Annotated in this window: 9 protein-coding genes; 4 read left to right on the forward strand and 5 right to left on the reverse strand. The window is 70.5% G+C overall.

Features of this window, described 5'->3' with window-relative positions:
* Positions 1–67: 67 nt before the first annotated feature.
* From HOV91_RS09705 to HOV91_RS09715, 3 genes are read right to left on the reverse strand one after another with little or no spacing between them, the layout of a single operon-like run.
* A complete protein-coding gene (locus HOV91_RS09705; protein ID WP_312884538.1) occupies positions 68–1,924 on the reverse strand; it encodes a fatty acyl-AMP ligase in 1,857 nt (618 codons plus the stop codon).
* Entirely contained in the window at positions 1,921–6,981 is a 5,061-nt protein-coding gene (locus HOV91_RS09710) for a type I polyketide synthase (protein ID WP_174185112.1), read from the reverse strand. Before HOV91_RS09710 ends, HOV91_RS09705 begins: the two co-directional genes overlap by 4 nt.
* Complete coding sequence (locus tag HOV91_RS09715) at positions 6,978–7,274, reverse strand: acyl carrier protein (RefSeq protein WP_174185113.1); 297 nt, start codon at positions 7,272–7,274, stop codon at positions 6,978–6,980. The genes HOV91_RS09710 and HOV91_RS09715 overlap by 4 nt, the downstream gene beginning before the upstream one ends.
* Before the next feature lie 151 nt (positions 7,275–7,425).
* Here HOV91_RS09715 and HOV91_RS09720 point away from each other — a divergent pair, with 151 nt between their 5' ends.
* Positions 7,426–8,397, forward strand: a complete 972-nt coding sequence (locus tag HOV91_RS09720) for an MBL fold metallo-hydrolase (RefSeq protein ID WP_312884539.1) — start codon at positions 7,426–7,428, stop codon at positions 8,395–8,397.
* 6 nt (positions 8,398–8,403) lie between these two features.
* On the opposite strand, the gene HOV91_RS09725 is transcribed toward HOV91_RS09720, so the two are convergent.
* Positions 8,404–9,381, reverse strand: a complete 978-nt coding sequence (locus HOV91_RS09725; RefSeq protein WP_174185114.1) for an NAD(P)H-dependent flavin oxidoreductase — start codon at positions 9,379–9,381, stop codon at positions 8,404–8,406.
* A 341-nt stretch (positions 9,382–9,722) separates the two neighbouring features.
* On the opposite strand from HOV91_RS09725, the gene fadD5 reads away from it, so the two are divergent.
* Together fadD5 and HOV91_RS09735 are read left to right on the forward strand one after the other, a co-directional pair.
* Positions 9,723–11,294: a fatty-acid--CoA ligase FadD5 gene (gene fadD5 / locus HOV91_RS09730; protein WP_174185115.1), complete on the forward strand. Its 1,572-nt coding sequence runs from the start codon at positions 9,723–9,725 to the stop codon at positions 11,292–11,294.
* A 67-nt stretch (positions 11,295–11,361) separates the two neighbouring features.
* Positions 11,362–11,967, forward strand: a complete 606-nt coding sequence (locus tag HOV91_RS09735; RefSeq protein WP_174185116.1) for a cysteine hydrolase family protein — start codon at positions 11,362–11,364, stop codon at positions 11,965–11,967.
* Between the two features lie 40 nt (positions 11,968–12,007).
* On the opposite strand, the gene HOV91_RS09740 is transcribed toward HOV91_RS09735, so the two are convergent.
* Positions 12,008–12,580, reverse strand: a complete 573-nt coding sequence (locus tag HOV91_RS09740; RefSeq protein ID WP_246349951.1) for a TetR/AcrR family transcriptional regulator — start codon at positions 12,578–12,580, stop codon at positions 12,008–12,010.
* A gap of 95 nt (positions 12,581–12,675) precedes the next feature.
* On the opposite strand from HOV91_RS09740, the gene HOV91_RS09745 reads away from it, so the two are divergent.
* Positions 12,676–13,359 carry a class I SAM-dependent methyltransferase gene (locus HOV91_RS09745; protein WP_174185118.1) on the forward strand — a complete coding sequence of 228 codons (684 nt, stop codon included), beginning with the start codon at positions 12,676–12,678 and terminating at the stop codon, positions 13,357–13,359.
* Positions 13,360–13,371 lie beyond the last annotated feature (12 nt).

A 13,371-nucleotide genomic window follows, 5' to 3' on the forward strand; every position in this document is an offset into this window, starting at 1 on the left:
CCGCGAAGGCGGTGGGGCCAGGTGCTCTCGCCGACATCGCACAGGTGATCGGGCTTTACGGTCGGTGTCAGATCATGGCGACCGGCTGTAGCTGGCCTGCGAGGTAACGGGCCCGGCATTCGCCGCGGCGGAGCTTTCCGCTGCTGGTCTTGGGAATGCGTCCCGGCTCTACCAGCAGTACAGCACCGGGCATCACCTCGTGTGTGGACGCGACCGCGGTGCGGATGCGGCGGGCCAAGGCGAAGAGTTCGGTGGGTTCGCCGCCGTCGCCCGTGACGAGTTCGGCGACCACCACCAGGTCTTCGCGCAGTCCGTCGTCATGCCCGAACGCCGTCACATGCCCTGCCCTGACCTCCGCAGCGCATCCCTGCACCGTGGCCTCGATGTCGGCGGGATAGTGATTGCGTCCGTCGACCACGATGACGTCCTTGCGGCGTCCGGCGATGTAGAGCTGGCCCTCGTGCTGGAATCCGAGATCACCGGTGCGCAGCCAGCGAACGACACTGCCGGGCAGTGTGGCGCCGAAGATCTCCTCGGTGGCATCCGGCCTGCCGAAATATCCGTCGCACACATTGCTACCGGCCACCCAAATCTCGCCGACTCGTCCCGCGGGCCGCACGGTCCCGTCCACCGGATCGACGATCCGCAGCTCTTGTCCGGCCGGTGCGCCGCACCCGACCAGCGCCACACCGCCGCGGGATTCCGCCGCGTCCGGTAACACGACCGCGCGCCCTTCGGCCAGCGCGGCACGGTCGAAGTGGTGCCACACCGGGGCCTCGTTCTGGTCGCAGACGGTGACCGTGAGGGTGGCCTCGGCCAAGCCGAAGCCAGGGGTGTGCGCGTGATGACGGAAACCGTACGGGCCGAAGGTCTTGGTGAATTCGTCGAGCGCATCGGCGCGGACCGGCTCGGAGCCGTTGAGCAGGATGTCCAGTCCGGACAAGTCCAGCCCGGCCCGCTCGGCCGGGGTGGTGCCCGAAACCGCGAGCTTCAACCCGAAATTGGGGCACCCCGTGGTACCGGCGCGGTAGTCGGCGATCGCGCGCAACCAGCGGATGGGGCGCTTCACGAACTCCGCGGGTGCCAGCGTGACGCCGTGCACGCCCAGGAAGAGGGGCAGCGATAGGCCCAGGATCAGACCCATGTCGTGAAAGAAGGGCAGCCAGGTCACGACGGGCCGATCGGCTGCGGTCGAGATGGCGTGCCCGAGCTGCGTCAACGCTGTCGCGAGGTTCTCGTGCGTTACCCGGACGCCCGCGGGGGAACTGGTCGATCCGGAGGTGTACTGCAAATATGCCAGCTCGTCGGAAACCGGATCAATGACGGATTCGGTCGCGATGTCGAGCGCGGGGGAATCCGCGCCCGGCGCGATGAGATGTGTCTGCACCGAGCCGGACACCGGATCGGCGACGCCCGCCGTCGCCAGCACGGATCGTGCGGCGGGCACGATCTGTCCGGCCGAATCCCATTCGGGTACGGCCGGATGCGGCGGCAAGGCGAGCACGCGGCCCAGTGCGGGACCCAGGGTCGGCGCGGTGTACTCGTCGTGGGCCGACAGCAGGCTGAGCGTGGGCCTGGCGTCGGCGAGGACGGCGTGCAGGCGGTCGCGATTGCGTGCGCCCGCGGCCGGGAACAGCGGCACGGCGACCCGGTTGCTGTACAGGCAGGCGAGAAAGGCCACCGCGTAGTCGACTCCGTGGGCGCAGAGGATGGCCACTCGGTCACCGGGGGCGCTGTCCTGCCGTAGTCGCGCGGCCAGCGCGGCAGCAGCGGCGTGCAGGCCGGCGTAGGTCAGCGTGACGGGCACGCGTTCCCGCACTCGAAAGCGCAGTTCGGTGCAGGCCGGTTCGTCCGGCCGGGTGGCAGCCCACGCGGCCACGGCGGTCGCGAGACTATCGCCTGCCGGGCGGTCGGCGGTGGTCACGAAGTCTCTCCGGGGTTCGCGGCGACCCGATCGAGCAGGGCCGCCCCCAGGGCGGTGATGGTCGGGTGCTTGAACAGTTCCGCGGTAGCGATCCGGACGCGCAGCCGGGATTCCAGATTCCGTCGCATCTCGATCGCGAGCAGTGAGCTGAGCCCGAGGTCGTTGAAGTCGGCCGCGGGGTCGATGTGCTCGGCGGGCAGGTCGAGCGTGCTGGCCAGCACGCGGCGGATGATCGTGGTCAGCGGTTCGGCAGGCTCCGGTGGCGCGGGCGCGGTGTCCCGGGTGGGAGCTGGACTCGAATCGAGCCTCGGCACGAGCAGATTCGCCAAGCGCAGCGCGATCGGCGACGTGTCGGCGGTCGGGGTGTGATCCAGCGCGAGCAGATACGGGCCGTCATAGCGCAGAGCTTGGGACAGTACGGCGCTTCCCCGGCGCAGGTCGAACGACCCGATGCCCGCTCGCCGCAGATGAGCGGCCCCGCCGGCCGCCGCGGCGAGGCCGGAATCCCACAGGCCCCAGCCGATGCTGAGAATCCGTCTGCCCGGATCGTGCTGTGCCAGGGCGTCCATCGCCGCGCTGGCGGCGGCATAGGCGGCCTGCCCCGGCGCTCCGAGCGCGCCGGTGGCCGAGGAGAACAGCAGGACGAAGTCGGTGGCGTCGGTGGCGGTGAGTTCGATCAGGTTGGCCGCCGCGGTGGCTCGTGGCAGGAACATCCTGGCCAGCTGACCTGCGGTGACCGCGTCGAACGCCGCGTCCTCCAGCGCGCCCGCCGCGTGCACGACGCCGCGGATCGCCGAGTCGGAGGCGCGGATGTCGCTCAGCGCGTTGGCCAGGTCGTCCCGATCGGCGGCGTCGCAGCGCACCACGACGATGCGGTCCTCCAGGCCGTCCAGCAGTGCGGGCACCGGGCGGGGCGCGCGGGTCAGCACCACGACGTCTCGTGCGCCCGCCTCGAGCAGCCAGCGCACGGCGACCGAACCGAGGGCGCCCAGCCCGCCGGTGACGACGTAGGTTCCACTCGCGTCCACCCCCGCGACCGGCAGCGCTCGCGCTCGCGCGGGTGTGAAGCGCCGGACGGCGATCTCGCCCGCCGACAAGCGCGACTCGTCGGGGACCGCGCTGTCGGTGGCTGTCACCAGGCCGGTGAGCAGCGCTACGTTCCTTGGGTCGGCATCAGTCCAGACCAACCGCACGGTCCGGCCGGTCTCGAGCTGCAGCGAGCGCACGAGCCCCGCGATCGCCGCGGCCTCGACCGAGGTCGGCGGGCCCGCTTCCGAGGCCGGCGAGTGCGCTCGATCCCGCGGCAGAACGACGGTCACGGAGGCGGTGGCGTCGTGAGCGGAGACCAGTTGCAGCAATTCCAGAACCCGACCGGTCGCTACGGCGGCGCTGGCGCTCGCCGCGGAATCCGGGGGCCAGACCACCGCGACGGCGTGACCGCCGTCGCGCCCGGTCAGCACGGCGGCGACGAGCGAGCGCGCTTCGTCGGGTTCGCGGGCGATGCGTTCGGTGGGCACCTCGGCGCCGAGTGCGCGGGCGAGCCGGACCGCGAGGTCGGAGGCGCCGACCACCACCGCTCGCCGTACCAGGGGCTGGGCAACGGGGGCGGCACCGAGCCCGAGCGTCTCGGGATCACGCGTTGCCCATGCCTCCTGGCGGAAGGGCGCGGCTTGCGCGTCGTGCTCGGCGCGAGTCGCGCGGACCGCACCGAGTTCCTCCTCGGTGCCGGGACTGGCGTAACGGATGTGCACACCCGAGAAGGCGAGACATGGCACGCCGTGCTGATCGGTCGCGATGACGTCGCCCACCAGTCCGGTCTCGCCGCGCTCCCGGATCAGCGCGTGCACCTCGAGCACGTGGCGATTCGGCTCGTTCGACAGCCAGGCCGAGTCCATGCCGGTCGGCAGCGGAATCGATGTCGCCGGCAACTCGTCGAACACCGCGGCGGCGAGCACGTGCAGGCAGCCGTCCAGCGTTGCGGTGCGGTCCAATTCGGCGGCGTCGAACAGGCCCAGCGCCCGGCCGGTGCCCGCGGCGATACCGCGCAGCGCCCGGAATCGCGGACCGTACTCCAGCCGCCTGCGGCGCAACTCCTGGTAGAAGGCGCCGGTGGTGATGACGCGCATATGGTGGCGGGCGGCCCGATTTGCGTCGACCACCCGCATCCATGCGACGATATCCGCGGGTGTGGGGTCACCGGCGGGCCGGGCCGAAGCCAGCGTCCCGGTGCCCGTGACCTCCGCCCGCACGCTTTCCTCCGCCCCCGGCCCCCGATAGACCACCTCGGGCAGTGCGCCCGGATCGGTCCACTCGTGCACGGCGAAGTCGGCCAGGGTGGCCGCACCGGCGGTGTTCCTGGCGAGGTGCAGCAGCCGCCGCAGCCAGAAGACGGCGGGCACGGTGCCCTCGCCCTGCACCACGTGCTGGGTGAGATCCTCGGCCTCGAAGGCGGTTTCGGGGATGTGCGCGCTCGCTGGTCCGGCCACCAGCAGCGGGAACTTCCGCCTGCGCCACCTTCGCGGTGCGGGCGTGCCGAACGGGCCGAGCGCGGACCAGTCGACCGGCCGCCCCTCCAGGTACAGCCGTGCCAAGCCGGTGAGGAAGCCGCCCGCCTCGTCGTCGCGCAGCGCCATGGCATGCGTGCTGTCGCGGAAGTCGGGATACTCCCGCACCGCCGAGAGCAACACCGGATGCGGGCCGATCTCGACCACCGTCGCGATCCCGTCGTCGGCCGCGCACTCCATGGCGGCGGCCAATTGCACCGTGCCCGCCGCATTCTGGGCCCAGTAGTCGCGGTCCATGACCGCCGTGGTCAGCTTCGCGCCGCGCCGGGCCGTCGAGTAGACCGGCACGCGCGGCGTCAGCGGGGTGATCTCGGTCAGCGCCGCGACGAACGGTGCGAGCACAGTGGCCACCTGCGGACTGTGCGCGGCGAAGTCCACCGCGAGCCTGCGCGCGAACATGTTGCGGCGGATGGCTCGGCGCACCAGCGTGTCGACATAGCGTGGCGTGCCCGACACGACCACCGACCTCGGGCCGTTGACCGCGGCGACGGCTACCTCCGCGCGCATCGGCTCCACGAGTTTCGCCGCTTCGTCCGGGGCGGCCTCCAGCACCGCCATCGCGCCGTGGCCGTCCAGATGGGCCAAGGTCGCGCTGCGCAGCACCACCACGCGCGCCGCGTCCGCGAGGGACAGCGCGCCGCTCACGGCCGCCGCCGCGATCTCGCCGAGGCTGTGCCCGGCCACCGCGTCGGGCCGAATTCCCCACGCCGCAAGCAGTTTCACCAGAGCCACCTGGAACGCGAACACCGCGGGCTGCACCAGATCGGTGGCTTGCGCGTGGCCCGCCGAGGTGAAACCGTGCCGCGGCGTCCAGATCCGCGGTCCGCCCGCCGCCACGATCGCCTCGGTGGTCTCGGCGAGCGCGGCGGCGAAGACCGGATACCGCGCCGCCAGCGCGCGGCCCATCTTGGGATGCTGGCCGCCCTGCCCGGAGAACAGGAACAGCAGGCCGCCGCGGCGGCGGTGCGCGACGGGGCCGAGCGCCGCCTCGGCGTCGCCGCGGCCGAAGGCTCGCAGCCGGTGCACCGCGTCGCCGTGGTCCTGCGCGAGGATCGCGGCCCGGGTCGGCTCGGGAAGCAACCGGGCCGTCGACGAAACCAGCGCGCGCAACGACGGCCGGGCCTCGTCCACCGCGTCGGCCAGCCGCAGGGCGCGCTCGCGCAGTTCCCCCTCGTCGCGTGCGGTGAGCGGCAGCAGCACCGGGAAGTGTTCGCCACCCTCGGGCGGGGCCGGCGTGACGCCGCGCAGCACGATGTGCGCGATCGTGCCGCCGAATCCGAACGAGCTGACGCCCGCCACCCGTCGCGGGGCGGGCACGGGGCCCCAGTCCACCGGTTCGGCCGGCACGCGCAGCCCCCGTTCGGCCAGGTGCAGCAGCGGGTGCTCGGTGTGGACGTTGATCGTCGGGGCGATCACGCCGTGGTGGATGGACAGCGCGGCCTTCACCATCCCGGTGACACCTGCGGCGGCCTCGAGATGCCCGATGTTGGACTTCACGGAGCCGATCCAGACCGGATCGTCCGCACCGTCGCCCAGGGCGGCGGCGAGTGCGCCGACCTCCACCGCGTCGCCCAACGGCGTTCCGGCGCCGTGGCATTCGATGTAGCCCGCGCGCCCGGGCGGATACCCGGCCCGCGACCACGCGGTGCGCAGCGTCTCCTGCTGCGCGCGGCCGTTCGGCGCGTACAAGCCGTTCGAACGGCCGTCGGACCCGACGGCGGTTCCGACGATCTCCGCGTATACCCGGTTGCCCTCGCGCACCGCGTCCGCGCTGCGCTGCAAGACCACTACGGCGCAACCGTCACCGCGGGTGTAGCCGTCCGCAGTGACGTCGAACGGCGCCGACCGGCCACCGGGGGAGAGGAACCCGCCCTCGGCCAAATAGTCCGAAGTGTGCTCCAGCAAAACGAGATTGATCCCGCCCACGATGGCGAACGGGACCGTGCCGTCGGCGAGCAGCCGGACCGCGAGGTCCACCGCGGCCAGCGAGGACGAGCAGGCGCTGTCGAGCACCAGGCTCGGGCCGCGCAGATCGAGCACATAGGACAACCGGTTGGCGATGATGCTGAGCGCGGACCCGGTCACCGCGTAGGGGGCGTCGTGACCGGCCCGGCCGAGCACCGCGATGCCGTGGTCGTATCCCGACGCGCCGAAGACGACGGCGGCGCCGCAACCGCGTGCGCGATAACCGATCCCGGCATCGTCGAGCGCCTCCACCGCGACTTCCAGCGCGAGCCGCTGCTGCGGATCCATGACCGCGGCCTCGCGGTCGGAGATGGCGAACCAGTCGTTGTCGAAGGACTCGACGTCGTCGAGGTATCCGCCGCGCCGGGAGCCCAGCCGCCCCGGGGGCGGGGTCGACGTCGCGTCCCGGCCCTCCACCAGCAGCTGCCAGAACTCGGCGACGCTCGCCGCTCCGGGCAGTCGGCAGCCGATGCCGATGATGGAGACGGGTGGATGCGAGCCGACGGAATCAGAAGGCGCGCCACTCATCGCATCGCGAGATACTCGACAAGCTGTTCGATGTCCGGATGGTCGTAGATCGCGGTCAGCGGAACCTCGACTCCCATGGCATCCTCGAGTTGGGCGGTCAGCCTCGCGAGCTGAGTGGAACTGAGGCCGAGATCGGTAAAGGGCGAGCTGGTCGACACCGCGGCGGCGTCGACGCCTAGTAGATCCGCGACAGCCAGAACAGCGGCACAGGTGAGCGCGGTGCGCCGGTGACAGCCGAGCGAACCTTCGTTCTCCTGCGCACCGCTGTGCCCGTCCGGAAGACTGGGCCGCATCGCGTCCTCCCTCCCCGTCTCCCGGCCGTTGCTACCCCACTGAAGAACGGTACCCACGCGATTATGCCGGAGAAATCGCGCGGGGCAAGGTCGCGTTTCCGCTGCCTGTCCGGTCTTTCGCGAACCGGAGGGGATCACATACCGTGGCGTCGTGACCGAACCGGACAGCGGTGCCGCCGCCCGTGCCGAACGCACGCCGACTCTGCCCACCTTGCTGCGCTGCTGCGCCGCGCTGGCGGCCACGCCGGGCCGGTTGTTGCGGCCGCGCCGTCCGGACACCGCGCTGCTGGCGAGCCTCGAAGCGCTGCCGCCGCCCGCCGCGAGCGCCGCGGTCCGGTTGACCGTGCTGACGCAGGCCACCATGTCCGCGCCTGCCACCATCGTGGCCGAGGGGGTGCGCAGCCTGCGGGAGATGCGGCTGTCGATGGCGGCGTTCCTGGTCGAGCACCCGAAGGCGCGCTTTCTGATCGATCCGGCCCTGTGCGCGGGCGTACACGACCGCGTGCTGCCGGAACTGCCGTTCCCGGTCCCGCTACTCGTCGCGCCGGACAAGCCGGTGCTCGGTCTGTCCGACGCGCTCGCCGCGCACGACATCGCCGGCGAGGACATCGATTTCGTGGTGCCCACCCACCTGCACTGGGATCACGTCTCGGGCCTGCTGGAATTGCCCGCCGCGGTGCAGATCCGGCTGCCCGGAGTCGAATACGACTGGGCGATGGGCGGTCCGCACGCACCGGCGGGCGTGGCGCGCGGCCCGCTGCGCGGGCGCGGCTTCGACCGTTTCGAGCTGGACGGACCGCCGGTGCTCACCTTTCCCCGCAGCAAAGACCTGTTCGGCGATGGTTCGGTGCTGCTGGTGGATCTCGCGGGTCACACGCCCGGCAGTATCGGCGTGCTGCTCGCGGTGGACGACGGCAGCCGCGTGCTGTTCGCGGGCGACGCCGTCTGGAGCAAGTTGCAGGTCGATCTGCTGCGGGAGAAGGCGCCGATGCCGGGCAAGCTGTTCGACGCCGACCGGGACGCCGCCTTCACCACCATCCACCGCCTGCACGCGCTGCCCGACGGCATCGAACTCATCGCGAGCCACGACTACGCCGCCGTCGCCGCCCGCGCGGCCAAGTGACTCCGGTCAGCCGACCACTACGGTCCCGGCGAGACGGGCCGTGATCAGCTCTTCGGCCTCGGTGACCATCCGGCCGATCAACTCCGCGCAGGTCGGGATGTCGTGGATCAGGCCCTGGCACAGGCCGACCGACCAGATGCCCGCGTCCAGATCGCCTTCCTCGAACACCCGGCGGCCGCGCGCTCCGGCGACCAGGTCCCGCACGTCGTCGAAGGTGCCGCCGGCCTTCTCGATCTCCACGACCTTGCGGCTGATCTCGTTGTCCGCCACCCGCGCCGTGTTGCGCATGGTGCGGAAGATGAGCTGGGTGTCGCGCTCGGAGTTCGCGACGATCTTCTCCTTGACCTTCTCATCGATCGAGGACTCCTGCGTGCACAGGAACCGGGTGCCCATATTGACGCCGTCCGCGCCGAGGGCGAGCGCGGCGACCAGGCCGCGGGCGTCGGCGATGCCGCCGGAGGCGATCATCGGGATGCTCAGCTCGCGGGCGGCGGCCGGGATCAGCACGAGGCCGGGGACGTCGTCCTCACCGGGATGGCCCGCGCACTCGAAGCCGTCGATGCTCACGCCGTCCACGCCGATCCGCTCGGCCTTCAGCGCGTGCCGCACGCTGGTGCACTTGTGCAGCACCTTGATGCCCGCGTCCTTGTAGTAGGGCAGGAACGGCTCGGGGTTGCTGCCCGCCGTCTCGACGATCTTGACGCCGCTGTCGATGATCGCCTGCACGTATTCCGCGTACGGCGGCGGGTTGATCGACGGCAGGATGGTGACGTTCACGCCGAACGGCTTGTCGGTCAGCTCCCTGGTGCGCTCGATCTCGCGGCGCAGGTCGTCCGGCGTCGGCTGGGTCAGGGCCGTGATGAAGCCGAGCCCGCCCGCGTTGGCGACGGCCGCGACGAGTTCGGCGCGTCCGACCCACATCATGCCGCCCTGCACGATCGGGTGTTGCACCCCGAACTTCTCGGTGAACCTGGTCCGCAGCATGCGCTTCTCCTATACCTCGCGCGGGCGTGCCGGTTCGCCCGTTGGCGTTGATGGTGACATGGGAATCGCCTCGCGTTCAACTCATAAGTGAGCCGAGGTTCGCATGTTTGATGATCTTCCCCAGTTTGATTTCGGTCTTGCCCTTTGCGCGTGTCAGCGCAAATACGCTGCTAGGAGGCTGATCGTAAGCGCTGGGAGCCGGTCCAGGCTGATTAACCCGGATTCATCTCGCAATCCCTTGCCGGGCGATTAAGTTAGTTGCTATTCTGCACGCGATTCAGCCCGTCGCCGCCGTCGGACAACCCGGCGGGCCGATGACGGTCCGAGAGGAGTTCGTGGCAATGACCACCGGGGCAGCAGCGCTCGACGAGCCGATCAGGTCGCGGCGCAACCACTGGAACAACCAGATCGCCGTACACGCGCAGATGCGCCCGGACGCGGTTGCGGTGCGATTCCGTGGCGTGGACACCACCTGGCGGCAGTTGCACGAGCGGTCGCTGAAGTTCGCCGACGGATTGGCGCGCCGGGGTGTCGGGTTCGGCGACCGGGTGCTGATCCTGGCGTTGAACTATCCGGAATACCTCGAAGCCGTGTTCGGCATCAACGCGCTCGGCGCGATCGCGGTCCCGGTCAACTTCCGGCTCACGCCGCCGGAGGTCGCCTACATCGTCAGCGACAGCGGAGCCAAGGCGATCGTCACCGACACCGTGCTGCAGCCGCTGGCCACCGCCGTGCAGGCGCAGGCGCCCGCTCTGGAGACCTGCGTGGTGATCGGCGGCGCCTCCGGCGACGGCGTGATCGGCTTCGACGACCTGCTCGCCGAACCGGGCGATCCGCACACCCCGCTGGACATTCCCGAGGACACCCCCAGTCTCATCATGTACACCTCGGGCACCACCGGCAGCCCGAAAGGCGCGGTGCTGACCCACGCGAACATGAATGCCCAGGCGCTGACCTGCATCCGGGCGCTGGCGCTGCAACCGGAGTCGATCGGACTGTGCACTTCGCCGCTGTTCCACATCGCCGGACTCGGAAGCCTCGCCCCGGCTTTCCTGCTCGGCTCGAAGACGGTGCTGCATCCGCTGGGCGCCTTCGACGCGGGTGAGTTCCTGGACGCGCTGGAGCGCGAGCAGGCCACCTCCGCCTTCTGCGTGCCCGCCCAGTGGCAGCTGGTCTGCGACCACCCGACCGTGAAGGACCGCAAGCTCGCGCTCGAGGTGCTCAGCTGGGGCGCCGCGCCCGCCTCGGACACGGTGCTGCGCGCGATGGCGGAATCCTTCCCGAACGCGTTCAACGTCGCGGTGTTCGGGCAGACGGAGATGTCGCCGATCACCTGTGTACTGGAGGGCAAGGACGCGATCCGCAAGATCGGCTCGGTCGGCAAGCCCATCCCGACCATCCAGGCGCGCATCGTCGACGACGAGATGAACGACGTCGCCCCCGGCGAAGTGGGTGAGATCGTCTACCGCGGTCCGACGCTCATGCAGGGGTACTGGAACAAGCCGGAAGCCACCGCCGAGGCGTTCGCGGGCGGCTGGTTCCACTCCGGCGACCTGGTCCGCCAGGACGAAGAGGGATTCGTCTACGTGGTCGACCGCAAGAAGGACATGATCATCTCCGGCGGCGAGAACATCTACTGCGCCGAGGTGGAGAACGTCCTGTTCGCGCACCCGAAGATCCGGGAGGCGGCGGTGGTCGGCCGTGCGCACGACAAGTGGGGCGAAGTGCCGGTCGCGGTGGTCGCCCTGCACAACCCCGACGACGAGCTGACTCTGGCCGAGCTGGAGCCCTTCCTCAACGAGAACCTGGCGCGCTACAAGCACCCGAAGGACCTGGTGCTGGTGCCCGAGCTGCCCCGCAATGCCAGCGGCAAGGTGGTGAAACCGCAATTGCGCAAGGACTATTCGTCCTGAGCGCCGAGTGCGTTCGTTTCACGTGAATCGGACGATGCGCGCGGGCGCGGATGCGTAAGGTCGTCGCATGGCGATCCGACGCATCCGCGCCGCCGTGCTGGCGCTGCACTGGCAGGTGAATGTCATTCGGCCGGAAGGCTTTTTCGGCCCCATGCTGGCCGCGCCCGTGGCGACGAGCGGGGTGGTGGCGCGTGCGGCGGACTTCCACGCCGCGGCACTCGCGGAGGGAACGCCGGTGATCTTCACCCGGTTCACCATTCCGGTCGGCGAGGGTGAACTTGTGCGCAACACCGGATTCATGCGCTCGGTGGGTGCGGCGCAGACCGAGTTCCGGCCCGACTCGCCCGGCGCCGCCATCATTCCGGAGATGGCGGCGCAGCCGACGGAAGTGTTCGACAACCAGAAGCTCTCCGGTCTGGCGGGCAGCAAACTGCCGGAGTGGCTGGCGGACCAGGGCATCGAGACGCTCTTCGTCACGGGTGTCGCGACCAATCTCACCGTCGAGCAAACCGCTCGGCACGGCACCGATCTCGGGTTCACGGTGCATCCGGTGGCCGACTGCGTGGCCGCCGCCACCCCCGAAGCGCACGAAGCCGCGCTGGCCAACCTCGAGCTCGTCACGGCGGGCACGGTGAGCGCCGCCGACGCATTGGACCGCATCAGCTCTCGCTGATCCGCGATTGGCATCCGAATCCGCTGGGTAGCTCGGCCCGTCAGACGTCGCCGCTCAAGCCGGGCCCGACCAAGCGCACCAGACGGCGGTACGCCTCCTCGGCCGAAAGCGGCGGATGCGGCTCGGCGATCGCCCCGAGCAGGCCGACGACACCCCAGGACAGGAACGTCACGGTGGTGGCGAACTCGTCCTCCGGCATCGTCAGCCGAGCGCGCAGCCGCTCGGCGAGGATCTGCGCGACCATCACCCGCGTAGTGCGCAGCAGCACGGCGCCGCTTTTGCGGCCGAGCAGTGCCCGGTAGATGTCGGGATGCTTTGCGGCCAGCTGGAACAGCGTGCGGACCGGCGCGAGCAACTCGGGAGCGTCGGCTTCGGCCTCCGCTGCGGCCATGGCCGTGCGCAGGTAGTCGGTGCTGCTGCGCAACAGGAGGTCGTCTTTGTCACGGTAGTGCGCGTAGAACGTGGAACGTCCGACGTCCGCGCGATCGAGGATGTCGCGGACGGTGATCCGGTCGTAGGCGCGTTCGACCATGAGCTCGATCAACGCCCGGTGCAGCAGGGCCCTGGTGCGCCGGACCCGGCGATCGTCGGTGTCCTGTTCTCCCGGCATCATGCCTCCCGGACAAATGTCCCCTATGCGTCCGGTTCCGGACGAATCCCGTGGCATCGCCCCTGGTCGGCAGCGTGAGACTGGCCGATGCTGAACTCATGTCCGGAAACGAACCCCAGTCTGCCACCGATTCGCGCACCGAGGTCGGCGTGCTGCTCACCCAGCCGCGCCGCTACCGCGCGTTCAAGTCCGCCTTTCTGCTCGGCCGGGGCGGACGCCTGAACGCCCGGCTCGCCGGCTTGGCCGGTCCGGCGGCCGACGCCGACGTCATCGATATCGGTTGCGGTCCCGGCGACCTCGCTCGCCTGCTGGCTCGCCGGGTCGGCCGGGTCACCGGAATCGACCCGTCACCGCGGATGATCGACTACGCGAACGCACGCTCCCGCTACGTGGCGAACTGCCGATTCGAACTCGGCGCGGCGCAGGCCCTGCCCCTGCCGGACGCGTGCGCGGATCTGGTGACCTCGACCTTCGTGCTGCACCACATCCCCGCGGCGCACCGCCGCGACGCCTTCGCGCAGATGTTCCGTGTGCTGCGGCCGGGAGGTCGGCTGTTGCTCGCCGACACGTATCCGACCGGCCCGGTGCTCTCCGCCGCCGTGCGCGTCATGGCTCGGTTCGCGGCCCATCGCACCCACGACACCGCACACGATGACGGTGATCCCTTGGCGGCCATCGATATCCGGCGGTATCGGGACGCGCTGGGCTCGGCAGGATTCGAGGACGTCCGGTTCGTCACGGTGCGTCCCGCGACCGGTGTCCTCGTCGCGACCAAGCCATGACGGCCGTATCCG

Origin of the sequence: Nocardia barduliensis (assembly GCF_013315795.1) — a bacterium.
GTDB lineage: Bacteria > Actinomycetota > Actinomycetes > Mycobacteriales > Mycobacteriaceae > Nocardia > Nocardia barduliensis.